Genomic DNA, 23,172 nt, shown 5'->3' with positions numbered 1-23,172 from the left:
CTCTCTGGGAGGCTTCAGAAATGGACGGAATCAGGCCCAGCGGAACCGGCGGACCGCCAGGGCGAAGGCGGCCAGGCCCCAGGCCGCCACAATGGCCAGGCCGGCCCCGTGTCCGGCCAGGGTGCCCCCATCGTTGAACACGGCCCGCAGGGCCCGGAGGAAGGGGGCCAGCGGCGCCACGGCCACGGCGTGCTGGAGCCAGGCCGGGGCCGAGTCGAGCGTGAAATACACGCCGCTGAGCAGCATGAGCGGGAAGAACACCAGGTTCGAGATGGCGGCGTAGCCCTCGGAAGTGTCCGCGAAGCCGCTGAGGGCGAAGCCGAAGGCCATGAAGCAGCCCGTGCCCAGCGTCATGATGAGGAGCAGGTCGAGGAAGGATCCCTGGTTCTGGATGCCGAAGACCAGGCGGCCCACCAGCAGCAGGATGCCGGCCTGGATCACGGTGACCGTCAGGCGGTGCAGCACCTGGCCCAGCAGGAACACCCACTTGGGCAGCGGGGTCACCGCCAGGCGCCGGAACTTGCCCTTCTCGCGGTAGGAGACGTTCACCATGCCCACGCTGAAGAGCCCCATGCTCACGAGGTTCAGCCCCAGCAGGCCCGGCAGCAGGAAAGCGGCGTAGTTGGCGGAGTGCTTGTGGCCCGGGCTCTCCACGGAGACCGGGATGCGGCCCGGTTCCGGCGCCCCATTCAGGCGCGCCTGGGCCATGAGCCAGGCCTGGTTCACCAGCCCGGCCGTGGCGCCGGCTTGGGCCATGAGGTAGCTGTTCAGGCGCAGGCGGTAGCCCGCGCCATCGGCCTCCAGCTGGGCGGCGGTTTCGCCCCTCGCCCAGCGGGCCTCGGCCTCGGCCTTCGGAAGCGCCTGCACCTTGAGCTGCACATCGGCCAGGGCCTGGTCCAGGGCCGCATCCTGCGGGCCCGGGGCCGGGGCCTGTACGCGGACCACGGACAGCTTCGGCCCGCCGCCATCCCGGAAGATGGTGCCGAAGCCCAGCAGCAGCACCACGGGGAAAGCGAAGGTCCAGAACATGGCCACGCGGTCGCGGCGGTAGAGCCGCCATTCCATCGCGAATTGGCGCCACAACATCATGGTTACTCCCTCAGGCTGCGGCCGGTGCGGTGCAGGAACACGTCCTCCAGCGTGGCCCGACGGATGTGGACCTGCTGGAAGGGGACGGCCGCGGCCTCGGCGGCCTCCAGCAGCCGCGGCAGGAGGGCCTTGGGGTCCGGCGTGGGGATCTCCCACAGGTCGGCGCGGCGCTCCACGACCTGGTCCAGCCGCGCGGCGAAGGCGGCGGGCTCGGGCGCGGCGCCTTCGAAGGTCAGCTCCACCACGCTGGGGATGGCCAGGTCGGAGATGAGCGAGGCCGGCGTTCCCGTGGCGATGACCTGGCCGTGGTCCATGATGGCCAGCCGGTCGCAGAGGGCCTCGGCCTCGTCCATGTAGTGGGTGGTGAGCATCACGGTCCGTCCCTCGGCCTTCATGCGGCGCACCACGTCCCACAGGCTGCGGCGGGCCTGGGGATCGAGGCCCGTGGTGGGCTCGTCCAGGAACACCAGCTCCGGGTCGTTCACCAGGGCCAGGGCCAGGGCCAGCCGCTGCTGCTGCCCGCCGCTGAGGGTGATGTGGTAGGCGTCCGCCTTCTCCTGGAGCTGCACCAGGTCCAGCAGCTCCTCGGTGCTCCGGCGCTTGGGGTAGTAGCTGCCGTAGAGGTCGAGCGATTCCCGCGGCGTGATCTTGTTGAAGAGGCTGGTGCTCTGGAGCTGGACGCCGATGCGGGCCCGGATCTCCTGGCCCTGCTGCGCCCAGGTGAGGCCCAGGATCTCGATCTCGCCGGCGTCGGCGGTGGTGAGGCCCTCGATGATCTCCAGCGTGGTGGTCTTCCCCGCGCCGTTGGGGCCCAGCAGGCCGAAGACCTCGCCCCGGGGCACCTCCAGATCCAGGCCGTCGACCGCGAGAACCTTGGCGTACTGCTTCCGGAGCCCCTTCACGCGCAACGCCAGGTCGGTCATGTCCACCTCGATCGTCCAGCCTTCCATGATGGACCCGGTGCGCTCAACCCTGGATCGGTGAAGGTGCGGATTCCGCCGGTGGATGTGAGGAAGGCGGATTCCAGGAAACGGCGCGCCGGGCCTTTCCCCGGACTGCATGGTTGTCGACACACCATCCACATGAAGATACCGTCATAAACGGCAAATCCGCAGATCTATGGAGGCAGAGGCATGATGTTGCCGGATTCCCGTTCAGCGGCCCTTCTTCCTCCTGGCAGGGATGCGCGGGCCTTCAGGACCGCCGCGGGCGGACTCGTGCTCGGCTACGTCGCCGTGCAGGCGTTCCAGGCTCATGTGTTCGGCACCTTCCCCGCCCCGGCCAGCGCCGCCGAGGAACTGCTTCAGGGCGCTGCCCCCCTGCACGTGGCCCGTTCCTCACTCATGCTGGTCTGGATGTTCGCCCTGATCTTCATCTCGTGGGTGATCTGCGCCCAGGGCATGCGGAGGCGGCCCATCCTCGCCGGCGCGGCGTTCCTGGGCTTCTTCATGTTCGGCCTGTTCGAGGTGGCCCTCCGTTCGGTCGAGCTCTTCTGGACCCAGATCCAGCTTCCGGCGGCGTATCTCAAGACAGCGGATCCGGCCCTTCGCGCGACGATCCTCGACAAGGTGGCCACCTTCCAATCCATCCAGCACGCGCTGTACTTCCCCCTGATGTTCGCGCCGTGGCTCGGCAGCATCGGCGTGTTCTTCCTGTTCCCAAGAACGCCGCGGATCCATTGGGCCCTGAAGGCCGGCATGGCCATCGCCATCATCCGCACGGCGGTCCGGCTGCTGGCCTATGCCGGCATCGAGCTCATGAGCCTGGCCTTCTACGAGAAGATCTACTTCCTGCTGGTCGTGGTGGAGTTCCTGCCGAAGGCCTACTGGCTCTTCAGGGTGGGCGACGACCAGGGTTGAGCCTCCCGGGAACCGGGGTGGCGCTCAGGAGAGGCCCACCAGCGGGATCACCCCGAACCACAGGAGGTAGGTCAGGGCCAGAGTCATGATGCCGTCGATGCGCTCGCAGGGCGCGCCGCGCCGGAGGTAGCGGAGGATGGCCCGGACGAGCAGCAGGGCGTGGGGGACCGCCAGGAAGGCCGCGAATCCGCTGAGCCCTCCGAAGAGGCCGCATCGCTGCCAGAGCACCCCGCAGGCGGCGGCGGCCACCGCGAACCCCAGGGCCGCCCAGGCAGCCCCCCGCCGGCCCAGGAGCACCGCCAGCGTCCGCTTGGCCACGGCCCCGTCGGCCTCATGGTCCGGGAGGGCGGACAGGGTGATGGCCGCGAGGGTGGCGAGGAAGAGCGGCAGGCCGACGAGCCAGGGGAAGGGGTCCCGCCAGACGCCGGACTGGAGCAGCCCTCCGACGAAGATGGCCGCGAAGCTGTGGGTGAGGCCCACGTCCAGCTCGCCCAGGCCCCGGTACACGAGCTTCAGGGGAGGTACGGTGTAGCCCGCGGCGAGCACCGCCAAGGCGATCATGGCCGCCAGTCCCGGCCCGCCGGCAAGGGCCGCGCCCAGGGCCGCCAGCGCCATCCCCAGTGCCAGGGCCAGCCCGAGCATGGCCCGGCGGACGCTTCCGGGACCGAGCTCCCCATCCGCCAGCACGCGGCTGCCGCCGTTGAAGGGCCCCGCGTGGCGGTTGAGGCGGTCCGTGCCCTGGTCGAACCACTCGTTGCTGACCACGGTGAGCGCCTCCATGAGGAAGAGGCACAGGTAGCCGAGCCAGTAGACCCGGCTCGAGAAGACCCCGCCATGCCGCGCCGCCGCCAGGGCCCCGATGGTGTAGGCCACCCAGGCCATGGGATAGAACTGGAGGCGCAGCAGCCGCAGCCAGGCCCCGGCCCGCGCGCGGAGGCGGTGGCGGCGGAGGCGGCCGGGCAGGCGCAGCGCCTCTGCCCGGGCCCGATCCAGCCACTGGGCCCGCGCCTCGGCAGTGGCGGGCTTCACGGGGCCGAAGGTCGAGACGAAGGTGGGCGCGACGCCGCAGAAGCCCAGGGTGGCGCGCCGCATGGCCTGGTGCCCCGGCTGGCGGTAAACGACCCGGTAGGCCCAGGGTGGCGTGTCCATGGTCACCAGCAGGTGGGCCGAGCGGCCCTTCAGCAGCTTCGCCCAGCTGGAGGGATCCTCATCATCGGCCGCGAAGGCGAAGCCGGGCGTGAGCACGCGGTCGAGGAAGCCCTTGAGCAGGGCGGGCAGGGTGCCCCACCAGGCGGGGTAGACGAAGACCAGGTGGTCCGCCCAGCGGATCAGCGCCTGGGCCCGGGCCAAGTCCGGCTCCAGGGCCTGGTCCCGGGGGTAAGGCAGGTGCACATTCGGATCGAAGGCAAGGCGGGCGAGGTCCAGGCGCTGCACTTCGCAGCCGGCGGCGCGGGCACCTGCTTCATAGGCCCCAGCCAGGGCCCCGCAGAAGCTATCCAGGCGGGGATGTCCCAGGATCACCAGGACCCGCGGGGATCGGGCTTCCGGGAGTACGGCCATCTGCCCTCCGACCTCATGGGATCGGGCTATCCTACTCCGGCCGCGGCTGAGCGGTCAGACCCGCCAGACACCCCAGGCGGGCTGGAGGCCGGAGAGCCGCGTGGCGGCAGCGTCCCGGGCCTGGGCACCGTCGTACCGGGCCGCCCAGCAGCTGCCGGAGCCGCAGAGCAAGGGCTCGCCGCCGGTGTCGCGCAGGGCGTCGCGCACCTCCGCCAGGGGCGGGCAGACCCACAGAGCCGCGCCCGTGAGGTCGTTGCGCCAGGGGGGCGCGGCGCCTTCGGGCTGGGATGCCAGGGCCTCCGGGAACGGATAGCCCACGTCCTGGAGGGCCCGGTACACGCTGGGCGTGCTGACGTGCAGGCCCGGGTGGACCAGCAGGATGGGCTCCAGCGGGACCGGCCGCAGGGGGAACACCCGCTCGCCCCGGCCCAGGCCCAGCACGGTTCCGCCCAGCAGGAACAGGGGCACGTCGCTGCCCAGGCGGGCCGCCAGGCCCAGCAGGGCCGCGTCGCCCAGGCCGAGGCCGAACATCCGGTCGCCGAGCCGGAGGGCCGCCGCGGCGTCGCTGCTGCCGCCGCCCAGTCCCGCGCCGTGGGGGATGCGCTTTTCCAGGCGCAGGGCCGCGGGCAGGGGACGCTTCGCCGCCTCTTCCAACAGGCGCCAGGCCTTGATCACCAGGTTGGATCCGTCCGCCGTCAGCCCGGCGCCTGTGGGGCCGGCGATCTCGAGCGTGAGCACCGGGGCGGGCTCGCCTTCCAGCGTGTCCGTCAACTCCGGCACACCCTCCAGCACGGTGGTGACCAGCTCCAGCTCGTGGAAGCCGTCCGCGCGCCGGCCGAGCACGGCGAGGAAGCGGTTGAGCTTGGCGGGTGCCTGGATCGCGAAGGCCATGGCTCCAAGGTAGCGCATCGGTCCGCTAGGCTGGTCGGATGGTCCTCTTCTTCCGCACGCTCTGGAAGCTCCTCACCCTCTGGCGCAGGCCCCGGATGGAACCGATGGGCACGTCCGTCCTGCGCTTCCGCGTCTGGCCCAACGACCTGGACGTGAACATCCACATGAACAACGGCCGCTTCCTCAGCATCATGGACCTGGGCCGCTTCGACCTCAGCTTCCGCACGAAGCTGGGCCGGGTCATGCTGCGGAACCGCTGGCAGCCGCTGGTCGGGGGCATCACCATGCGCTACCGCCGCAGCCTGGCCCCCTTCGAGCCCTACGAGCTGCACACGCGGCTCCTGGGCTGGGACGAGAAATGGGTCTTCCTGGAGCAGCGCTTCCTCAAGCGCGGCGGCGACCTCGCCGCCGAGGGCGTGGTGAAGGCCCTCTTCCGCGGCAGGGAAGGCAACGTCCCCGTGGCCGAGCTGCTCCGCCAGATGGGTTACGAGGGCCCCAGTCCCGAGCTGCCCGAGGCCATCCGAAGATGGGCCAGCCATTAAGGCGAAAAACGCGGCTGCGTTTTTCGTATACGCGCGGGCGCAGCCCGCGCGCCCTGAAGACTGAAGACTGAAGACTGAGGACTGAGGACTGTCCTACAGCCCGTCTTCCAGCTCGAACTCGGGATCGGGGATGCTCAGGATGTCCGGCCCATCCTTGGTGATGGCGATGTCGTGCTCGAACTGGGCGGAGAGCTGGCCGTCGCGGGTGCTGACGGTCCAGCCGTCGGGCTCCACCAGGCACTTATGGCTGCCGAGGTTCAGGATGGGCTCGATGGTGATGGTCATGCCCGGCTCCATGCGGAAGCCGGTGCCGGGGCGCTGGTCCGCGAAGACCACCTGGGGATCCTCGTGGAGGTCGCGCCCCAGGCCGTGGCCGATGTACTCGCGCACCACGGAGTAGCCGCGCTCCTCCGCGAAGGTCTGCACGGCGGTGGCCATGTCGCCCAGGCGCTCGCCGGGGCGGCAGTGCTCGATGCCCACGTACATGGCCAGCTGGGCGGTCTGGATGAGGCGGCGGGCCTCGTCGCTGATCTTCCCCACGCCCACGGTGAGGCAGGTGTCGCCGTGGAAGCCGTCGAGCTTGGCGCCGCAGTCGATGGCGATGATGTCGCCTTCCTGGAGGACGTACTTGGAGGGGATGCCGTGCACCACCTTGTCGTTCACGGAGAGGCAGAGGGTGGCGGGGAAGCCGTGATAACCCTTGAAGCTGGGGCTGGCGCCCTGCTGGCGGATGTAGGCCTCGGCCACGCGGTCGATCTCCAGGAGGCTCACGCCGGGCTTGGCGGCCCGGGCGGCCAGACGCAGGGCGTTGGCGGCCACGCGTCCCGCTTCGCGGAGCTTCTCGATCTCCTTGCGGCTCTTGTATCGGATCTGTTCGCGGATCAGGACCATGTCGCCCTCGACCATCAGTTTACCGGCTAGGCGGTAGAATGTCGGCATGGCGCGACCGACGACGATCCTGGTGACGACACCTGTGCTGGCCGGGGCCCTGCTGGCCTGCGGGGGCACGCCCTCCCGGCCGGCCTCCGTATCCGCCGAGGCGCTGTGGTGCCCCGAGGCCAAGGGCGGGCTCTTCCTCAAGGTGGGGGGCCACCAGGGCACCCTCTGGCAGCTGGAGGTGTGGGACCGCAAGGGCCGCTCCCTGGCCTCGGGTTCCTTCCGCCTGCGCGGCTTCGCCAAGGCCAAGATCGTCCCCGAGGAGGTGCTGGCCTGGGAGAACGGGATCCTGCAGCTCAAGGACGGGACCGTTCTGGTGCGGGAAAAGCCCTGATGCCCTACACCCGCGAGGAGAAGGACTGGCTGGAGCGCGAGTGGGCCTTCCGGGCCTGGGGCCGGGCTGGGCTGCTCAGCACGGATGACTACCGCCAGGTGCTGGCCTGGGAGGCCCAGGGTGTGCCCATGGACCTGGTGGTCGCGGCCCTCAACGCCTTCTTCGACCGCCGGGAGAAGCGGGAGAAGCCGCGGACCTTCGTCGCCCTCAAGCACCTGGACCGCGACGTGGCCAAGGCCGTGAAGCTCCGCGAGTCGGCCCTGCGGGCGGGCCCCGAGCTGGAAGCCGGCCGGGGCTGGAGCCAGGTGAAGGCCCCCTTCCATGACGACCCGGCCGCGAAGGCGGCCTTCGAGGCCTGGCAGCGCCTGCGCGCCACGGCGCCGTCGCCGGAGTCCGTGGGCTACCTGGCCCACCACGACCAGGAACGGGAGGCCCGGGCCGTTCTGCTCGCCCAGGCCGAAGGGGCCCTGGGACCGGCCGCGGAGACCCTCCGCACGGATCTCCACCGGCGCCTGGAGGCCTCGGACATGAAGGAGGGCAGCCTGGTCTGGAAGCGGGCCTGGAACCACCACTGGGCCCGCCTCGTGGCCGCCGCCTGGAACCTGCCGCTGGAGGGCGCATGACTGTGGATCCCCGCTGGCAGCAGGAGCTGGAGGCTCCCACGGAGCGGTTCTTCGAGGCCTATGTTGCCCAGGCCGCCCAGCCCGACGGCGTGCGTGACGGGGTGCGCGAGGCCGTGAAGGCGCTGGTCCCCCGCATCGACTGGGAGGCCTACTTGCCCCACGTGCCCCACGGGATCCTGGGCCTGCGGGCGATGCTGCGCCTGCGCCCGCTGCTGGGCGAGGCGAGCTTCCACCGGGCCCTGGCCACCCAGCTGCACATGGCGGCCCACGAGGGGCGCCGCTCGCCCCAGGTGTTCGCCCAGGTGGCCGCGGCCAAGGGCAGCGGCCAGTGGCGGAACCTGGAGGCCTTCATCCAATCCCGGCGCCCCGGCATGGCCTACGCCGAGGCCCAGGGCTTCGAGCTGCCGGAAGCGGCGGACTTCCAGCGCCTGGCCCGCCTCACGGACCTGGACATGGCCACCGTCGGCCACAAGGCCGTGATCTGCGACCACCTGGCGGATCTCCACGAGCGGCTGGAGCGGCCCAGGGCCACGGGCCGCCGGCTGTTCGGCCTGGCGGCCTGGGTGGCCGCCTCGCCGGAGGACACCTTCTGGGCCCGCCGCGCCGCCAAGCGCCTGGAGGATGCGGAGGTCTCTGTGCCCTGGGCGCCGGCCTCCCTCGATGCGGCCGCCCTGGAGGCCCAGGTGCGAGAGATCTGCGACCTGGGCCTGGTGGCCCTCACGGAGACCCTCGTCACCCGGCTGAAGGCGGGGCAGGGGGCCGGGGACACCCTGGCGGCCCTGGTGCTGGCGGCTTCAGAGAAGCAGTTGGACGCCCGCCGCGACCTGGAGGGGAAGACGGCCTGGACCTTCGTCTACCTGGCCACCGTCGCCCGGTCCGGCGCCACGGATCCGAGGATCTGGTGCCAGGCCGCCGGCCTGGTGAACCTCTTCCCCACGGACGAGGCGGAGGATCGGGTGCGGGCGGTCGAGGTTCCCGAACCCAGCGCCGCGGCCCTGACGGACGCCGTGCTGGATGTGGAGCCGGCGCTGGCCATGGGCCACGCCGCGGGCCTGGCGAGGGCAGGGCAGGCCGAGGCTGCGCTGGCGGCCCTGGCCGAGGCCGCCACCCGCGACGATCCGACCTTCAACCACGCCCACCAGGTGCTGTCGGTGGCCGCGGCCGCGGACCTGCTGCCCCACCTGCCCCCGGCTGCGCAGGAGGCCATGCTCGCGGCCCTGGCCAAGAGCCTTGCCAATGGCCAGGGCAGCGGGGACCTGGGGCGGCTGGCGGACCGGGCGCTGGGCTGACCCGCCCGTCTCAGAACCGGTAGGTGAGCGATCCCGCGAAGGAGGCGTCGTCCGTGTTCTCGTGGTGGGTGATGTTGTTCACGTAGCGGAAGGTGAGGGTGGCCTGGCGGTTCAGGTGCACGTGGACACCGAGGTCGTGCTGGAGGCTGCCCTCGTGGAGCTTGGCGAAGGGGCGGGGGGTGCTGAAGCCGCTCAGGAAGTAGAGCTGGACGAAGGGCTGGACGGCGCGGTGGCGCCGGCCCTGCCAGGTGAGGTGGGCGCCCAGGTCCGAGGTGTAGTCCAGGTTGTTGTAGGCGTCGTTGCCGCGGCCCCGGTGGGTGTAAGCGGCCCCGGCGTAGAGGGTCTGGGTGGGGGTGAAATCCCACCAGCCGCTGAGCCCGCCCTCCATGTCCCAGCCGGCCCGGTAGGAGCCGTAGGCGGTGGTCAGGGGCGGCTTCACGGTGAGGGTGGCGCTCAGGCCCGTGGTTTCGTCCCGGTGGATCTGATGGACCACACCGATCAGGGGATCCTGCACGCGGGTGGGCTGAGAACCTTCCCGCACGAAGTCCAGCCGGCCGTAGCGGATGGTGGCCACCACGGCCTGGTTGCGGGCCACCTCGGTGCGGCCCCACTGGGCGAACCCGAAGGCCTTGTGGAAGGACTCGATGGGCGAGTCCATGTCGCCGCCGCCGTGGCGCTCCACGGGCAGCTCGATCCAGACATCGGTCTTGTCCGTGAGGCCGTAGCGGAGCTGGAGGGTGGTCCGGGCGATCTCCTCGTCGAAGTAGAAGACGAAGGGCGCCGTGGGGTACTCGGCGGCCAGGGCCTCCAGGGAGGCGCGGTCCATGCGGTGGCGGCCCTGGAACCAGGCGGGGGGGTGGTCCTTGATGAGGTCCGAGAACTCGAAGACGTTGGCCCGCACATGGGAGATGGTCATCTGCCAGTGGCCGGCGCCGATGGGGCGGGGCGCCACGGGCTGGTAGGTCATGGGGGCCTGGAGCAGCGTGAACATGTTCCGGGTGGGCAGGGGGCCCATCTCGGGATAGGGCTCGTCCTGGGCCTGGAGGGACAGGCCGAGGGCCAGCGCGAGAGCGGCGCGCATGAATGACTCCTTCGGGGCCGCACGATCCCGACCCGTCCGCGGGGGAGGGTGGGTGGCAGCGGGGGTGGGACCTGTGGTGGGGCGGGTGGCCGCCCGGACGGGGAACGGACCGAAGGAGGTTGCCTTCCCCGAACGTGATGTTGAGAAAGGTAATCATCCTCGCCGGAGGATCCAGGCCTTGATGCTGATCTGGGCTTGTGAAAACCGGCGCGGTCCCGAGAAGCAGGGAGGAAAATGACGCTTCCGGACCTTTGCTGCTAGGTGGGGGTGGCGGCCATGATGAGGTCCTCGCTTTTCGTCAGAAAGGGGCTTTCCCTTCGATAGCAATCTTCAGCCGTGTGCTTCCCCTTGTCAAGGGACTTTCTTTGAGATAGTTTTATGAGGACCCACCCCGGGTCCTGGAACGTCTCCATGGACATGCCTGAATCCCCCAGTTGCCGCTGCTTCCGCATGGCCATCGACCTGCTGGCCAAGCCCTGGACCGGCCAGATCCTATGGATCCTCCAGGAGGGTCCTCTCCGCTTCAACGAACTCGCCACCAAGGTGCAGGGCATCGGCGAGAAGGTGCTCTCGGCCCGGCTGAAGGAGCTGGAGTGCCAGGGACTGCTGGTGCGCCGCGTCCTGCCCACGACCCCCGTGCGGGTGGAGTACGAGCTGACCTGCAAGGGCGAGGGCTTCCGGCAGGTGGTGGAGGCGGTCACCCAGTGGGGGACCCAGATCGCCGAGGCCGAAGCTCAGGTTCAGGCCCAGGCCCAAGCCCAGATTCAGGCCCGGTAGTTCGGCATCAGGGCGCTCTTGGCCCACTCAAAGATGAGGCTGGTCTGGATGTGGGCCACCTCGGAGCGCGTGGTGAAGGCGTCCATGGCCAGGTCCCGCAAGTGATGGGCGTCCCGCACGGCCACATGCACCTGGAAGTCGTGGGTGCCGGCCACGTGGAAGACCGCCAGCACTTCCGGCAGGCCCAGGGCGTGCTTCCAGAAGGCCTTCACCTGGGCCCGGCTGTGCTGGCGCAGCTGCACCGCGATGAGGGCCTGGAGGCCCACTCCCATGGCGGCGGGATCCACCTCCGCATGGGCGCCCCTCAGCACGCCCCCGGAGCGCAGGCGCTGCACGCGGGCCAGGCAGGAGGAGGGCGCCAGACCCACGGCTGACGCCAGTTCCTTGTTGGATAGCCGACCATCCTTCTGGAGAAGGTTCAAAATATCGCAGTCGATTCGGTCAAGTTCCATGAATGGCATCATTCCACGAAAAAGATTCGGAGGAATGCCGAATTTATGGAACCTACATTGGGGACAGGAGAGTCCCCATGTCCAAGCCCAGCGCCCCCCTGTCCATCGAGACCCAGGCTGTCCATGCCGGCCGGGAGGTGCTGCACGAGCAGGGCATCCACGCCATGCCCATCGACCTGAGCAGCACCTATCCCCTCCAGAACCTGGAGGAGGGCGGCCGCAGTCTGGAGGCCATGGCCCTGGGCGGCCTGCCCGTGGGGAGCCCCGTCTATTCCCGCCTCTACAACCCGACTACCGCCCGCTATGAGCAGGCCCTGGCCCAGCTGGAGGGCGCCGAGGCGGCCGTGGCCTTCGGATCCGGCATGGCGGCGGTGACCGCCTGCCTCATGGCCGCGAAGCAGCGGGGCGGCCATGTGGTGGCCGTGCGTCCCCTGTACGGCGGCACGGACCACCTGCTGGCCTCCGGGATGCTGGGCCTCGAAGTGACCTGGGCCGAGGCCGACGGCATCGCCGCGGCCATCCGGCCCGACACCGCCATGGTCATCGTGGAGACGCCCGCCAATCCGACCCTGGCCATGGTGGACCTCGACGAGGTCGTGCGCCAGGCGGGCAAGGTCCCCGTGCTGGTGGACAACACCTTCGCCACGCCCATCCTCCAGAACCCCATCAAGCAGGGCGTGACCCTGGTCCTCCACAGCGCCACCAAGTTCCTGGGCGGCCATGGCGACGTGCTGGCCGGCATCGTGGCCACGAACAACGACTGGGCCACGGAGCTCCGCAAGGTCCGCGTCATCACCGGCAACGTGCTCCATCCCCTGGCGGCCTACCTGCTGCACCGCGGCCTGCCCACGATGCCCTTGCGCGTGCGCGCCCAGCAGGCCGGCGCCCAGGTCATCGCCGAGCGTCTGGCCAAGCATCCCGCCGTGGCCGCCGTGCATTTCCCCGGCCTGCCCGGCCAGGACCCCAAGGGCCTGCTCGGCCGCCAGATGCAGGGCCCCGGCTCCCTCATGGCCTTCGAGCTGAAGGGGGGCTTCGAAGCCGCCGCCGTGGTCATGGCCGAGGTGAAGCTCATGACGCCCGCCGTGTCCCTGGGCAGCGTGGACACCCTGATCCAGCATCCGGCCGCCCTCACGCACCGCGTGGTGGATGCGGAGGCCCGCGAGCACAGCGGCATCTCCCAGTCCCTCATGCGCCTCTCCGTCGGCCTGGAGAGCCCCGAGGACCTCTGGGCCGACCTGGAGCAGGCCCTGGCGAAGGCCATGGCCCGCCAGGCCGTGGGCGCCGCCCGCTGACAGCCCTGTCAGGACAGATGGATCAGGTGCGCGGATTGACCCCGGTCGTATGCTGAGGGGTCTCCCCCTCGGAGCGCCCATGGCTCCACGTGACAGCCTGATCCACCTCCACTGCGGCGACGCCTCGGCCCTGGTGCACCGGCGGTCGGGGCTCCCCGGGGTGGTGCGGGTCTGCCGCGATTCCCCCGCCGTGGGGCCCTGGACGCCGGACGCCGCGCGGCTGCCGGGCCTGAGGGCCGTCTGGTGGGGCGTGGCCGCCGACGAGATTCTGGAAGAGCCACGCCTGGCGGACCTGGGCGGGTCCTCGGAGCCGATCCTGTGGTTCGGCCCGGATCCCTGGGAGCAGGCCTGCCTCCTGCGCGTGCTGGCGGAGCTGCCGGAAGGCACCCTGGCGGACCTGGTGCCCCTGGACCGGAGCGTGGCCCAGACCCCGCCCTCGACCCTGCCGGGCCTCTTCTCGGGCCGTGTACTGCTGGAGGAGGAGACCCTGGCCCAGGCGCGGGAGATGTGGGACGGCTTCCTGGAAGGGGGCTGGGGCTCCCTGACCGGATGCGGCCTGTCGGCCCTTCCCTGGATGGCCCGGGCGCTGGCGCGCCTGGCCGAGGATCACCCCCGGGAGGGCCCGGGCCGCACCCTCACCCAGATCCGGGGCCTCATCGACCAGGGCGTGCGGGAGCTCCCGGCCCTCATGGCCGGCCTCAGGAAGCTGGAGGATCCCCACCACGGCGCCTGGTACGGCGACCGGTTCGTGGCGAAGATGGTGGACTCCATGGAGGCGCGGCTAGGCTGAGGAAGCCGCCATGACTTCCCTCGCGCCCCTGCCCCTGTCCACCAAGGTCACCGTCCTCCGGGGCCTGGGTCCGGCCCGCGCCGCCGCGCTCCAGGAGGCGGGGATCGACACCCTGCGCGACCTGCTGTGGAGCCTGCCCTACCGCTATGTGGACCGGGGCAGCCTGCGGCCCCTGGGAAGCCTCGAGCTGCGGGGCCTGGAGCCCGCGGACCAGGGGATCGTCACCGTCCTGGGCACCCTCCGGGACCTCCGGCAGAGCACCACGCGCGTCCAGCGCATGGCCCTCACGGAGGCCCTGCTGGAGGACGGCACCGGCACCCTGCGCCTCATCTGGTTCAACCAGCCTTACCTGGCCCGGGCCCTCAAGGTGGGGGACCGCCTCCTGGCCTTCGGCACCCTGGCCGTGGGCCGCCATGGCCTGGAGCTGCGCGGCCCCCAGTTCGAAGTGATGGGGCGCGGCGAGGATGCCGCCTGGGTGCGCCGCTTCCTGCCCCTCTACCGCAAGCTGGGGCCCCTCCCGGGCCGGGTGCGGCAGAAGCTCGTGCAGGAGGCTCTGGCGCGGGTCCATGTCGCGGACGAGTGGCTGCCCCTGGAGCTGTCGAGGGACCTGCCGGATGGCCCCACGGCCCTCCGCCTGCTCCACGATCCGCCGGATGACAGCGATCCGGCCCTGCTGGAACGGGGGGAGTCGCCCGCCCACCAGCGGCTGGCGGCGGAGGAGCTGTTCGCCTTCTCTTTGGGCGTGGCCCTGCGCCGCGCCGGGCGCCTCAAGCGCCGGGGCCTGGTGGTGCCCACCTCGCCGGAGCTGCGCGAGCAGCTGAGGTCCTACCTGCCCTTCCACCTCACCGGGGCCCAGCGGCGGGCCTTCAAGGACATCGTGGACGACCTCACCTCGGGCCGCGTCATGAACCGTCTGCTCCAGGGCGACGTGGGCAGCGGCAAGACCCTGGTGGCCCTCCTCTCCCTGGCCATGGTGGCCGAGACCGGCGGGCAGGGGGCCCTGCTGGCGCCCACGGAGGTGCTGGCCCGCCAGCACGCCGCCAGCTTCCGGCGCTACCTGGGTGACCGGGCGGAGTCCCTGCAGCTTCTGCTGGGTGGCATGAGGGCGGCGGAGAAGCGGGCGGCCCTGGCCCGCATCGCCAGCGGCGAGGCCCGCTACGTCGTCGGGACCCACGCCCTCTTCCAGGAGGCCGTGGCCTTCCACAACCTGCAGCTGGTGGTGGTGGACGAGCAGCACCGCTTCGGCGTGAAGCAGCGCGAGGCCCTGAAGGAGAAGGGCGGCGATCCCCACTGGCTGGTCATGAGCGCCACGCCCATCCCCCGGTCGCTGGCCCTGGCGGTCTTCGGCGACCTGGACCAGAGCGTGCTGGATGAATTGCCTCCCGGCCGCCAGCCCATCACCACCAAGCTGCACAAGCCGGAGTTCGCGGAGCGGGCCTGGGAGCAGGTGCGCCGGGAGCTGGCCGAGGGTCGCCAGGCCTTCGTGGTGAGCCCCAGCATCGATCCCTCAGACGAGGGCAAGGTGCAGCTCCGCGACATCCAGGCCATGGAGGCCCTGCTTCGCGGCATCTTCCCGGAGGTTCCCCTGGAGGTGGTCCACGGCCGCCTCAAGCCCGACGAGATGGGGGCCCGCATGGGGCGCTTCGTCTCCGGCGAGGCGAAGATCCTGCTGGCCACCACGGTGATCGAGGTGGGCGTGGACGTGCCCAACGCCACGGTGATGGTGGTGGACCATGCCGAGCGCTTCGGCCTCAGCCAGCTCCACCAGCTGCGGGGCCGCGTGGGCCGCGGCGCCCACCGCAGCCACTTCCTCATGATCAGCGGCTCGGAGACAGAGCGCCTGCAGACCCTGGTGGAGACCCAGGACGGCTTCCGCATCGCCCAGCGGGACCTGGAGCTGCGCGGGCCCGGCGAGTTCTTCGGCGTGAGGCAGGCGGGCCTCCCCCAGTTCCAGGTGGCGGACCTGGTCCGCGACCGGCGCCTCCTGGCCCGCTGCCGCGAGGCCGCCGAGAAGGCCCTGGCCCGCGGCCTCAGCGAGGCCCAGGCCCAGTGGCTGAAACGGGAGCAGGCGCGTCTGAGGCTGGCGGACGTCAGCTGAACCCGACGCCGGTTCGGCCGGTGCTAGCGTGGAAAGGGAGGCCGGCGATGCTCGATGAAACGGTTCTTGGCGTGCTCAAATCGGAAGGGTCCGCAACCTTCATGACGAAGGGGCCCGACGGTCCGCACCTGGTGGCGACCTGGCAGAGCTACCTCGATCCCATTGATGCCAGGACCCTGGTGTTTCCCGCCGCGGGCTACCGCGTGACGGAAGCGAACCTCGCGCACGACCCGTCCGTCCAGATGATCATCGGCAAGCAGCGGGGCGCCGACGGCGCCGCCCTCGGCTTCAGGCTCTCCGGGACGGCGGTGGTGCAGGCGGAAGGCCCCCTCCGTGAGCGGATGAAGGCCAAGTACCCCTGGTGCCGGGCCGCGGTCGTGATGACGGTGACGGGCGTCGAGCGGATTCTCGGCTAGCCAATTTCTGACTTGGCCGGACGATCCGGGGGCTTCCGCGGGGCGGCCTCCGGCCTACATTTGGGCTCACTCCCCCTGGATGTCCTGAGAGGCGCCGGGATGTCTGAGGTCCATTCCTGGTTGATGTCGAGTCAAGCATCGTAATTACTTGTTTTAACAGGAAAATCGACCCGAGAATCCAGATCCAGCCACCGGCACAAGGCACAGGGGAGGTCCTATGAAGTTCGCCACTTCCAGGGGATTCTGGGCGGCGGTCGCCGCCGTCGTCACGGTCCTGGCCCTGTCGGGCTGCCGGGGGAAGTCGGGGCAGAACGGCCTCAACGGTCTGAACGGAACCAACGGCACGAACGGGACCAACGGCTCCAACGGGACGCCGGGACCCGCCTACGCCATCGACGCCACCACCTATTCTCCCGACGAGTGGGGGGCCCTGACACTCAAGGCCACCATCACCAGCGTCACCATCAGCTCCACACCCGTGGTGTCCTTCAAGGTGACCGACGGCCACAACGTGCCGGTGAAGGGTCTGGGCTTCACCAGCCAGGCCTCTTCCGCGGCCTACGCCAGCTACGCCAACATGGCCTTCGGCTTGGCGAAGCTGGTGCCCGGGAGCAACGGAAGCCCCAGCACCTGGGTCAACTACGTGGTCACGGCCAATCCTTCGGCTTCGGCCCCCAGCACCTGGGTCCCCGCCAGGCCTTCCACCGACAACATCGGAACCCTGGTGGACAACGGCGACGGATCCTACGTCTACACCTTCCGCCGCGACATCACCCAGACCCAGACCCTGCTGGATGCCGCCACCTATTCCGGCAACAACCTCCGGGCGGATCTGGGCGATGTCAGCTACAACCCCGACCAGACCCACCGGCTCACCCTCTTCGTCGGCGGCACCGCCCGGGGGACGGGCACCAACACGTCCGACGCCTCCGCCAGCGGCCTGGTCGCCGTGCCCATCCTGAATCCCGCCAACACGGTCTACGACTTCATTCCCGCCACCGGGGCCGTGGCCGGAGCCTCGAACGAGCAGCGACTGATCGCGGACGTCTCATCCTGCTTCACCTGCCATGCCAAGTTCGAGTTCCACGGATCGGGCCGCCAGGACACCCGCTACTGCGTGATCTGCCACAACGACCAGCGCAAGTACGGGCGCGCCGAAGCCACGATCACCGCCACCACGGTCTCCGGGGATACGGGAAAACTGGCCGGGCATGCCTCGGGCGACTTCCCGGGCTTCATCCACCGCATCCACATGGGCGAGGAGCTGGCCCGCACCGGCTACTCCTACGGCGGCATCGCGTTCAATGAGGTCACCTATCCACAGGACCATCGCAACTGCGTGAAGTGCCACACCGCCAGCGCCACGACGCCCCAGGGGAACAACTGGTTCAATGTGCCCAACCGCTTCGCCTGCAGCGGCTGCCATGACGACATCGACTGGGCCACGGGCGCCAACCACCCCGGGGGAGCGGCCACCTCCGACCTCAACTGCACCAGCTGCCACGGGGCCGCGGGCATCCAGCTGGTCCACCGTCCCGTGGTGCCGCCGGATCCCGCCAACATCTGGAACACGGGCGGGACGAACAACAACACCAACGCCTCCTCCGTGGCGGCCTTCATCAACAACCTGCCCGAGGGCGCCAGCCGGGTCACCTGGGATCTCAAGAGCGTGACCCTCAACGCCAGCGCCAAGCCCGTCTTCACGTTCCGGTTCCTCAAGGACGGCGTTCCCGTGGTGTTCAACACCTATGCCGCCGGATCGGTCACCGAGCTGATGGACAACTTCGTGGGCGGCCCCAGCTTCTACCTCGCCTTCTCCGTGCCCCAGGACGGCATCGCCAATCCGGCGGACTGGAACGCCACGGCCAGCACCTACCTCAAGAACATCTGGCGGGGCGACGGGCTCGACATGGCCGGGAACCCCCTGGCGGCGTCCGCCCAGAGCACCCTCAGCGCCACACCTGATGCCAGCGGCTACTACACCCTCACCATGACCGGCGTGGTCATCCCCACCACCGCGGGCATGATCACGGGCGGCATCGGCTACACCTACGGGCTGACCCTGACCCAGCCCCTGACCCAGACCAACGTGGCGGGCTATCCCTACACCCCCAGGGTCGCGGGCGTGGCCGGAACGGGGCAGGGGGGCCTGAGCGTTCCCGCCCCCAATGTCTCGAAGCTCATCAGTGGACCGCTGCCGGCGGGCTTCCCCCTCAATGCCGGGAGCACGACCACCGGGCCCGCGAACACCCCGCGCCGCACCATCGTGGCCAACGCCAAGTGCCTGGACTGCCACGGGGCCATGGGTGTCTTCACCACCAAGGCCTTCCACGCGGGCCAGCGCAATGATCCACAGACCTGCGAGTTCTGCCACAACGGCCAGCGGGTGAACAACGGGTGGGGCGTGAACATGAAGGATTTCGTCCACGCCATCCACGGGGCCGGCAAGCGGGTGAACAAGTTCTCCTGGGAAGCCTCCGCAGGAGACACCTACTGGAAGACCACCTACCCGGGGGTGCTGAACAACTGCGAGGCCTGCCATATTCCGGGCACCTACGACTTCGGCCTCTCCTTCAATGCGGGCGAGCTGCCGGATCTGCTCTGGACCACGGTGGCCACCGGCACGGTGCCCACGCCCGTCAACGTCATCCTCACGGGTACCGAGCCCATCCCCGGCGTCTACTGGTCACCCTTCGCCGCCGCCTTCGGCTCGGGCTATGTCTTCGGGAGCGGCTTCAGCTACAACGCCAACACCGGGGCCACCACGCCCGCCGCGGGCACCACCCTGGTGAACTCGCCCTACGTGGCCGCCTGCTCCAACTGCCACGACAGCCCCCTCGCCATCTCCCACATGCAGACCAACGGCGGGACCTTCTACGGCAGCAGGGCCAGCGTCACCGTGGGCGGCCAGTTCGTGCGGCAGGAACAGTGCTTCCTCTGCCACTCCGCCGGGAAGATCGCCGACGTGAGGGTCGTGCACGCCTTCAGATAGGGACCTGGACGGAGTCCTGGCCGCCGCCCGGATGGGCGGCGGCCGGGCTCCGATTCACCTCGACGGAGACATGCACCAGCTCCTCGTGGACGGCGAGCTCGCGCTTGAAGCAATCGGGGCTCGCCTCCTCAGAGGTCTCCAGGGCGAGGATGCAGGCGTACTTGCCCTTGCCGACGCGCCAGACGTGGAGGTCGCTGATGTCGGCGGCCACGGGCCCCTGGGCAATGGCCTCCCGGATCTCCGCCACCACGGGGGCGTTCATCTCGGCGTCGAGGAGCACCCGGCTGGAATCGCGGAGCAGGCCGTAGGCCCAGGTCCCCACCAGCGCCGCTCCGACCAGGCCCATGGCCGGGTCGAGCCATGCGGCCCCCCAGATCCGGCCTCCGGACAGGGCGAGGATGGCGAGCACCGAGGTGGCCGCGTCCGCCACCACGTGGAGATAGGCGGCCCGGAGGTTCAGGTCGTGGTGGTGGCCGCCGGGGGCGGGATGTTCGTGTCCATGGTGGTCATGGTGGTGGTCATGGTCATGGCCGTCCCGGAGCAGCCAGGCGCAGGCCAGGTTCACCAGCAGGCCGACCACGGCGATGGCGATGGCCTGGTCGTAGTGGATGGCCGTGGGCGCGATGAGCCGCTCCACGGACTGGTAGGCCATGAGCCCGGCCACCAGGACCAGGAAGAGGGCGCTGGTGTAGCTGCCCAGGACCTCGATCTTCCAGGTGCCGAAGGTGAAGCGGGAGTCCCGGGCCAGCCGCCGGGCGGTTCCGTAGGCCAGCACCGACAGTCCCAGCGCCAGGGCGTGGGAGCTCATGTGCCAGCCGTCCGCCAGCAGGGCCATGGAGTTGTAGATCCAGCCGCCGGCGATCTCGGCGACCATCATGAAGGCCGTGAGGCCGACTGTCCACCGGGTGTTCCGCTCGGCCAGCGGGTTGCCCTCGTCGAAGACATGGGAATGCCGACGGTCCTCCGGTGAAGGGGGTGTTCGCATGGCGCGGGCCTTTCAAGCGGGTGGATATATACTATACCCCAGTATACCTTGACGCCACAGGAGGGCGGCATGCCCCACACCATCAAGGCGAAGAAGCACCTGCTGGCGCGTGTCCGCCGCATCCAGGGCCAGGCGGGGGCGCTGGAGCGGGCCCTGGAGGAGGAGACCGACTGCTCGGCGGTCCTCCAGCAGATCGCCGCCATCCGTGGAGCCGTCAGCGGGCTGATGGCCGAGGTCCTGGAGGGCCACCTCCGCGACCACCTGGCCTCGGAGGCGGTGGCTCCAGAGGAGCGGGAGCGGGACCTGGAGCAGGTGGTTTCGATCCTGCGGTCCTACCTCCGCTAGGAGCTCCCTACTCCGCCTTTCCCAGCCGCGCGACGATGCGCTCCCGGAGGAGCTCCGGCACCAGGTCCGCCAGGTTCCCCCCCATGCTGCCGATCTCGCGGACGAAGCGGCTGCTCACGGCGCTGTACTTCTCCTTGGGCATGAGGAAGACCGTCTCCAGCTCCGGGGCCAGCTTGCGGTTCATGAGGGCCATCTGGAACTCGTACTCGAAGTCGCTGAAGGCCCGTACGCCGCGGATGATGAACTGCGCGTTCTGGGCCTTGGCGAAGTCCACCAGCAGGCCATGGAACGTGGTGACCTCCACATGGGGCATGGCGGCCGTCAGCTCCTTCAGCATGGCCACCCGCTCGTCCACGCTGAAGGCGGGGGACTTCGCGGGATTGTGGAGGACGGCCACCACGAGCCGGTCCACGAGTTTGGCCGCACGCTGGATGAGGTCCCAGTGGCCCAGGGTCACGGGATCGAAAGAGCCTGGATAGATGGCCGACCGCACGGGCGCTCCGAAGGATGGTGAAACAGCCTAGCGCAACCTGGGCGCGTTCCGTGTCAAAGCTCACCGGCTCGCGGCAGGCGCCCGGTCACGGCCAGGGGCCCGTCTCCCGCCCCGGGCACGGGATCCTCCTCCGGCCGGGCGATCCAGCCCGAGGCTCCACTTCCCACGGACCCGTCCCAACCGGGAGGATGAGGCCCGTTCATCCGAACGGCCGATTGGCGGGTGGCCGCGCCGGACCCACCTTTCAGGGGGAGGTGGACCATGGCTTGGGATGGAAAGGAACGCCGGAACCGTGATGTCGCCTACGCCGGGCCCGACCGCCGGCGCGCAGGCGGGGCCCCTCGGCCGGAGCCCGCCGCCCAGGAGAAGGGCGAGCGGATGCTCGAACTCCTCCAGGGTCGCCACCGGAGCCGGGCCAGCCACTGGGAGGCCGGCGAATTCCTGGAATGACCCCTTCAGGCCTTGATGATCCAGGTCCGGAACCGGCCGTTCGCTTCAGCTTCGCACCAGCAGGCCTGGCCCTCCTGGCGGAACTGGTCCAGGAGGGGCTCCGGGCGGAAGGGGCTCAGGAGCTGCAAGATCTCGCCGGGGGCCAGGGTCATCAGGGCGCGGCGGGTCCGCGCCAGGGGGTGGTCTCCTCCCGCCAGGATCGCGTCGGCGTCCAGGGTGGAGCGCACGCGGCTGGTTTGGGCCCAGTCCGGACGGGACTCCTCCCCCCTCGCCGGGGCCTCGGGCTCAGGGTCCCCGCCAGCTTCCCCGGCCAGCTCCCGGAGGAAGCGCACCAGTTCGGCGGTGGGAAGGCCGGCCATGCGGGCCGCGTGGTCCACCGTGGCCAGCTTCGCCACCGTGCGGCGCAGGATGGGGTTGCGCAGCTTCGCGAACTCGGGGACGCGGGCGATGAGGGCCTCCTGCTGGTCCGGATGGGCCGCCAGGAAGTCGCCGATCTTGGTGTCGGGGGTGATGGCCATGGGTCGCCTCAGGCTTCGTCGTACTGGAGCAGGCGGCGGTCGCCTTCGAGGGCGCGCAGGCGCGTGAGGTCCTGGGTGACCTCCAGGGTGCCCAGGTAGGCCCCGGCCTCGTCGCGCACCGCGAAGTAGCGGATGTGGACGAACTTCCCGTGCATCTGGATCCAGAACTCGGCCACGGTCTGGCGACCCGTCTTGAAGTCGTTGAGGATGCGCTCCACCACGTCCACGCTCTTGGGCGGGTGGCAGTGCTTCACCTCCCGGCCCAGGATGGTTCGGCTGCGGGCGAAGACCCGGTCGGGCCCCTCGCTGAAGAAGGCCACGCGGTCGTCGGCATCCACGAAGGTGATGTCCACGGGCAGCGAGGAGAAGATGCCGATGAGCTGCTGGACGCTGAGGGCCCCACTGGGGAAGGCCACCGCCGAGGCGTCGGGCAGACGGACGGGATCCTCGGGCAGGACCGCCGCCGGCGGCGCGTAGCCCGCGGCGGGCTCCACCAGGCACCAGCCGTAGCGCGGGCTGTCCCGCCAGGCCTCGCCCCACTCCTCCTCGGTGAAGAGGCCCAGGCACATGGGCAGGAGGATGGTCTCCTCCTTGTAGATCATGGACTCCAGCGCCGCCAGGGCCGGACGCAGCACCGTGGGCACGAGGATCTTCAGCTCGGCGCCGCTGAGACTCTCCTCGCGCAGCACCTCGATGGCGCCCTTGAGCAGCTCGCGCACCTCATCGTCCTTGGCCCACATGACCTTGGAGGGCCCCGTGTTGCCGTGGCGCTCGAGGATGGAGAAGACCAGGTGCTCCTTGCGCTGGTAGTGCTTGTCCACGTCCATGAGGGCATTGAAGGTGCCCAGCACGGCCAGGCGCTCGTCGGCCGGGTAGGCCTGGTCCGGCACGGATTCCAGGACGGCCACGGCCTGCCGGGCGGTGGCGATGGCCGCCTCCAGGGCCCGGTTCTCCCGGCGGAAGGTGTCCACGGGATGCCCCGGCGGCAGCTCGCGGGCCTTGGCCGGGGTCACGGTGTCCTGGAGCACCTCCGCATGGAGGTCGCACATGGACTTCACCTCCTCGGGGCTCATGCCGTCGGCCATGAGCGACTGCTCCATGGCGGCGATCTCGCTGGCGTCCACCTCGCCCACCAGCTGGGCCAGGCGCCCCTTCACCTGCTCGGGGGCCTCGCCCCGGTGCAGGTGCAGGATGACCTCCTTGAGGGTGGCGATCCGGTGCTCCCGGTTGTTGAGGAGTTCGCTCATGGGTTCGGTCTCCGGTGAAAAATTATCATAGTAAAAGAATCAACTATTCCTAAATGTGATTTCCGTCGCAGGGATGGGCTTCCGGCCCTGGGGAGACCCTCGTCGTCCGGGTG

24 protein-coding genes are annotated in these 23,172 nt (G+C 70.1%); 13 read left to right on the top strand and 11 right to left on the bottom strand.

The features are described 5' to 3' along the window. Window positions 1-30: 30 nt before the first annotated feature. Both G398_RS0113965 and G398_RS0113960 read right to left on the bottom strand, forming a co-directional pair. Entirely contained in the window at window positions 31-1,089 is a 1,059-nt protein-coding gene (locus tag G398_RS0113965) for an ABC transporter permease (RefSeq protein WP_084512717.1), read from the bottom strand. Window positions 1,090-1,091: 2 nt separating this feature from the next. Continuing rightward, window positions 1,092-2,039 (bottom strand): ABC transporter ATP-binding protein, encoded by a 948-nt coding sequence (locus tag G398_RS0113960; protein WP_211229096.1) that lies wholly within the window; start codon window positions 2,037-2,039, stop codon window positions 1,092-1,094. Between the two features lie 183 nt (window positions 2,040-2,222). Between G398_RS0113960 and G398_RS0113955 the strand changes: the two genes are divergently transcribed. Then, window positions 2,223-2,948, top strand: a complete 726-nt coding sequence (locus tag G398_RS0113955) for a hypothetical protein (RefSeq protein WP_026854054.1) — start codon at window positions 2,223-2,225, stop codon at window positions 2,946-2,948. 24 nt (window positions 2,949-2,972) lie between these two features. On the opposite strand, the gene G398_RS0113950 is transcribed toward G398_RS0113955, so the two are convergent. Both G398_RS0113950 and ispE read right to left on the bottom strand, forming a co-directional pair. Then, window positions 2,973-4,508, bottom strand: coding sequence for an NAD(P)H-dependent oxidoreductase (locus G398_RS0113950; protein ID WP_026854053.1), 1,536 nt, complete (start codon window positions 4,506-4,508; stop codon window positions 2,973-2,975). Window positions 4,509-4,562: 54 nt separating this feature from the next. Further along, window positions 4,563-5,399: a 4-(cytidine 5'-diphospho)-2-C-methyl-D-erythritol kinase gene (gene ispE / locus G398_RS18625; RefSeq protein ID WP_043485009.1), complete on the bottom strand. Its 837-nt coding sequence runs from the start codon at window positions 5,397-5,399 to the stop codon at window positions 4,563-4,565. A gap of 38 nt (window positions 5,400-5,437) precedes the next feature. Between ispE and G398_RS0113940 the strand changes: the two genes are divergently transcribed. Further along, complete coding sequence (locus G398_RS0113940) at window positions 5,438-5,941, top strand: thioesterase family protein (protein ID WP_026854052.1); 504 nt, start codon at window positions 5,438-5,440, stop codon at window positions 5,939-5,941. Between the two features lie 93 nt (window positions 5,942-6,034). Here G398_RS0113940 and map read toward each other — a convergent pair whose 3' ends face one another. Beyond that, complete coding sequence (gene map, locus G398_RS0113935; protein WP_026854051.1) at window positions 6,035-6,832, bottom strand: type I methionyl aminopeptidase; 798 nt, start codon at window positions 6,830-6,832, stop codon at window positions 6,035-6,037. A 46-nt stretch (window positions 6,833-6,878) separates the two neighbouring features. Between map and G398_RS0113930 the strand changes: the two genes are divergently transcribed. Genes G398_RS0113930 through G398_RS0113920 form a run of 3 tightly spaced genes read left to right on the top strand, consistent with a single transcriptional unit; the run spans window position 6,879 to window position 9,123 of the window. Continuing rightward, entirely contained in the window at window positions 6,879-7,211 is a 333-nt protein-coding gene (locus G398_RS0113930) for a hypothetical protein (RefSeq protein ID WP_157492428.1), read from the top strand. Next, on the top strand, window positions 7,211-7,834 hold the full coding sequence (locus G398_RS0113925) for a hypothetical protein (protein ID WP_026854049.1): 624 nt from the start codon (window positions 7,211-7,213) through the stop codon (window positions 7,832-7,834). Before G398_RS0113930 ends, G398_RS0113925 begins: the two co-directional genes overlap by 1 nt. Beyond that, a complete protein-coding gene (locus G398_RS0113920; RefSeq protein WP_026854048.1) occupies window positions 7,831-9,123 on the top strand; it encodes a hypothetical protein in 1,293 nt (430 codons plus the stop codon). The genes G398_RS0113925 and G398_RS0113920 overlap by 4 nt, the downstream gene beginning before the upstream one ends. Before the next feature lie 10 nt (window positions 9,124-9,133). Here G398_RS0113920 and G398_RS0113915 read toward each other — a convergent pair whose 3' ends face one another. Then, complete coding sequence (locus G398_RS0113915) at window positions 9,134-10,204, bottom strand: DUF3187 family protein (protein ID WP_026854047.1); 1,071 nt, start codon at window positions 10,202-10,204, stop codon at window positions 9,134-9,136. A 417-nt stretch (window positions 10,205-10,621) separates the two neighbouring features. On the opposite strand from G398_RS0113915, the gene G398_RS0113905 reads away from it, so the two are divergent. Further along, complete coding sequence (locus G398_RS0113905; protein WP_052572040.1) at window positions 10,622-10,981, top strand: winged helix-turn-helix transcriptional regulator; 360 nt, start codon at window positions 10,622-10,624, stop codon at window positions 10,979-10,981. Here G398_RS0113905 and G398_RS0113900 read toward each other — a convergent pair. Beyond that, entirely contained in the window at window positions 10,969-11,433 is a 465-nt protein-coding gene (locus G398_RS0113900) for an Lrp/AsnC family transcriptional regulator (RefSeq protein WP_026854045.1), read from the bottom strand. The two genes, G398_RS0113905 and G398_RS0113900, sit on opposite strands and share 13 nt — an antisense overlap. 77 nt (window positions 11,434-11,510) lie before the next feature. Here G398_RS0113900 and G398_RS0113895 point away from each other — a divergent pair, with 77 nt between their 5' ends. From G398_RS0113895 to G398_RS0113875, 5 genes are all read left to right on the top strand, one after another. After that, on the top strand, window positions 11,511-12,725 hold the full coding sequence (locus G398_RS0113895; protein ID WP_026854044.1) for a trans-sulfuration enzyme family protein: 1,215 nt from the start codon (window positions 11,511-11,513) through the stop codon (window positions 12,723-12,725). 79 nt (window positions 12,726-12,804) lie between these two features. Then, window positions 12,805-13,515, top strand: coding sequence for a hypothetical protein (locus G398_RS0113890; protein WP_026854043.1), 711 nt, complete (start codon window positions 12,805-12,807; stop codon window positions 13,513-13,515). A gap of 10 nt (window positions 13,516-13,525) precedes the next feature. Then, entirely contained in the window at window positions 13,526-15,613 is a 2,088-nt protein-coding gene (recG, locus tag G398_RS18620) for an ATP-dependent DNA helicase RecG (RefSeq protein WP_043485006.1), read from the top strand. Between the two features lie 47 nt (window positions 15,614-15,660). Beyond that, window positions 15,661-16,029, top strand: coding sequence for a pyridoxamine 5'-phosphate oxidase family protein (locus tag G398_RS0113880; RefSeq protein ID WP_026854042.1), 369 nt, complete (start codon window positions 15,661-15,663; stop codon window positions 16,027-16,029). A 217-nt stretch (window positions 16,030-16,246) separates the two neighbouring features. Further along, window positions 16,247-19,021 (top strand): OmcA/MtrC family decaheme c-type cytochrome, encoded by a 2,775-nt coding sequence (locus tag G398_RS0113875; protein WP_026854041.1) that lies wholly within the window; start codon window positions 16,247-16,249, stop codon window positions 19,019-19,021. On the opposite strand, the gene dmeF is transcribed toward G398_RS0113875, so the two are convergent. Further along, the gene (dmeF, locus tag G398_RS18615; protein ID WP_052572008.1) at window positions 19,014-20,006 is read right to left on the bottom strand and encodes a CDF family Co(II)/Ni(II) efflux transporter DmeF; all 993 of its coding nucleotides are present in this window, start codon (window positions 20,004-20,006) and stop codon (window positions 19,014-19,016) included. The two genes, G398_RS0113875 and dmeF, sit on opposite strands and share 8 nt — an antisense overlap. A gap of 69 nt (window positions 20,007-20,075) precedes the next feature. On the opposite strand from dmeF, the gene G398_RS0113865 reads away from it, so the two are divergent. Further along, on the top strand, window positions 20,076-20,351 hold the full coding sequence (locus G398_RS0113865) for a metal/formaldehyde-sensitive transcriptional repressor (protein ID WP_026854040.1): 276 nt from the start codon (window positions 20,076-20,078) through the stop codon (window positions 20,349-20,351). 7 nt (window positions 20,352-20,358) lie between these two features. Here G398_RS0113865 and coaD read toward each other — a convergent pair whose 3' ends face one another. Next, the gene (gene coaD, locus G398_RS0113860; RefSeq protein ID WP_026854039.1) at window positions 20,359-20,844 is read right to left on the bottom strand and encodes a pantetheine-phosphate adenylyltransferase; all 486 of its coding nucleotides are present in this window, start codon (window positions 20,842-20,844) and stop codon (window positions 20,359-20,361) included. Window positions 20,845-21,105: 261 nt separating this feature from the next. Here coaD and G398_RS0113855 point away from each other — a divergent pair, with 261 nt between their 5' ends. After that, window positions 21,106-21,294 (top strand): hypothetical protein, encoded by a 189-nt coding sequence (locus tag G398_RS0113855; RefSeq protein WP_026854038.1) that lies wholly within the window; start codon window positions 21,106-21,108, stop codon window positions 21,292-21,294. Between the two features lie 5 nt (window positions 21,295-21,299). On the opposite strand, the gene G398_RS0113850 is transcribed toward G398_RS0113855, so the two are convergent. Both G398_RS0113850 and G398_RS0113845 read right to left on the bottom strand, forming a co-directional pair. Further along, a complete protein-coding gene (locus G398_RS0113850; protein WP_026854037.1) occupies window positions 21,300-21,812 on the bottom strand; it encodes a DUF1858 domain-containing protein in 513 nt (170 codons plus the stop codon). An 8-nt stretch (window positions 21,813-21,820) separates the two neighbouring features. Next, window positions 21,821-23,059 carry a DUF438 domain-containing protein gene (locus G398_RS0113845; RefSeq protein ID WP_026854036.1) on the bottom strand — a complete coding sequence of 413 codons (1,239 nt, stop codon included), beginning with the start codon at window positions 23,057-23,059 and terminating at the stop codon, window positions 21,821-21,823. Between the last annotated feature and the right edge of the window lie 113 nt (window positions 23,060-23,172).

It is taken from the genome of Geothrix fermentans DSM 14018 (assembly GCF_000428885.1).
Taxonomy (GTDB): Bacteria; Acidobacteriota; Holophagae; order Holophagales; family Holophagaceae; genus Geothrix; species Geothrix fermentans.
The sequence above is the reverse complement of the archived record's forward strand: the minus strand, read 5'-3'. Positions and strand labels throughout refer to the sequence as shown.

Excerpts from the sequence above, each read along its gene's own strand:
- G398_RS0113965 (WP_084512717.1), bottom strand. The coding sequence starts at position 1,089 with ATGATGTTGTGGCGCCAATTCGCGATGGAATGGCGGCTCTACCGCCGC.
- G398_RS0113960 (WP_211229096.1), bottom strand. The coding sequence starts at position 2,039 with ATGGAAGGCTGGACGATCGAGGTGGACATGACCGACCTGGCGTTGCGC.
- G398_RS0113955 (WP_026854054.1), top strand. The coding sequence starts at position 2,223 with ATGATGTTGCCGGATTCCCGTTCAGCGGCCCTTCTTCCTCCTGGCAGG.
- G398_RS0113950 (WP_026854053.1), bottom strand. The coding sequence starts at position 4,508 with ATGGCCGTACTCCCGGAAGCCCGATCCCCGCGGGTCCTGGTGATCCTG.
- ispE (WP_043485009.1), bottom strand. The coding sequence starts at position 5,399 with ATGGCCTTCGCGATCCAGGCACCCGCCAAGCTCAACCGCTTCCTCGCC.
- G398_RS0113940 (WP_026854052.1), top strand. The coding sequence starts at position 5,438 with ATGGTCCTCTTCTTCCGCACGCTCTGGAAGCTCCTCACCCTCTGGCGC.
- map (WP_026854051.1), bottom strand. The coding sequence starts at position 6,832 with ATGGTCCTGATCCGCGAACAGATCCGATACAAGAGCCGCAAGGAGATC.
- G398_RS0113930 (WP_157492428.1), top strand. The coding sequence starts at position 6,879 with ATGGCGCGACCGACGACGATCCTGGTGACGACACCTGTGCTGGCCGGG.
- G398_RS0113925 (WP_026854049.1), top strand. The coding sequence starts at position 7,211 with ATGCCCTACACCCGCGAGGAGAAGGACTGGCTGGAGCGCGAGTGGGCC.
- G398_RS0113920 (WP_026854048.1), top strand. The coding sequence starts at position 7,831 with ATGACTGTGGATCCCCGCTGGCAGCAGGAGCTGGAGGCTCCCACGGAG.
- G398_RS0113915 (WP_026854047.1), bottom strand. The coding sequence starts at position 10,204 with ATGCGCGCCGCTCTCGCGCTGGCCCTCGGCCTGTCCCTCCAGGCCCAG.
- G398_RS0113905 (WP_052572040.1), top strand. The coding sequence starts at position 10,622 with ATGCCTGAATCCCCCAGTTGCCGCTGCTTCCGCATGGCCATCGACCTG.
- G398_RS0113900 (WP_026854045.1), bottom strand. The coding sequence starts at position 11,433 with ATGGAACTTGACCGAATCGACTGCGATATTTTGAACCTTCTCCAGAAG.
- G398_RS0113895 (WP_026854044.1), top strand. The coding sequence starts at position 11,511 with ATGTCCAAGCCCAGCGCCCCCCTGTCCATCGAGACCCAGGCTGTCCAT.
- G398_RS0113890 (WP_026854043.1), top strand. The coding sequence starts at position 12,805 with ATGGCTCCACGTGACAGCCTGATCCACCTCCACTGCGGCGACGCCTCG.
- recG (WP_043485006.1), top strand. The coding sequence starts at position 13,526 with ATGACTTCCCTCGCGCCCCTGCCCCTGTCCACCAAGGTCACCGTCCTC.
- G398_RS0113880 (WP_026854042.1), top strand. The coding sequence starts at position 15,661 with ATGCTCGATGAAACGGTTCTTGGCGTGCTCAAATCGGAAGGGTCCGCA.
- G398_RS0113875 (WP_026854041.1), top strand. The coding sequence starts at position 16,247 with ATGAAGTTCGCCACTTCCAGGGGATTCTGGGCGGCGGTCGCCGCCGTC.
- dmeF (WP_052572008.1), bottom strand. The coding sequence starts at position 20,006 with ATGCGAACACCCCCTTCACCGGAGGACCGTCGGCATTCCCATGTCTTC.
- G398_RS0113865 (WP_026854040.1), top strand. The coding sequence starts at position 20,076 with ATGCCCCACACCATCAAGGCGAAGAAGCACCTGCTGGCGCGTGTCCGC.
- G398_RS0113855 (WP_026854038.1), top strand. The coding sequence starts at position 21,106 with ATGGCTTGGGATGGAAAGGAACGCCGGAACCGTGATGTCGCCTACGCC.
- G398_RS0113850 (WP_026854037.1), bottom strand. The coding sequence starts at position 21,812 with ATGGCCATCACCCCCGACACCAAGATCGGCGACTTCCTGGCGGCCCAT.
- G398_RS0113845 (WP_026854036.1), bottom strand. The coding sequence starts at position 23,059 with ATGAGCGAACTCCTCAACAACCGGGAGCACCGGATCGCCACCCTCAAG.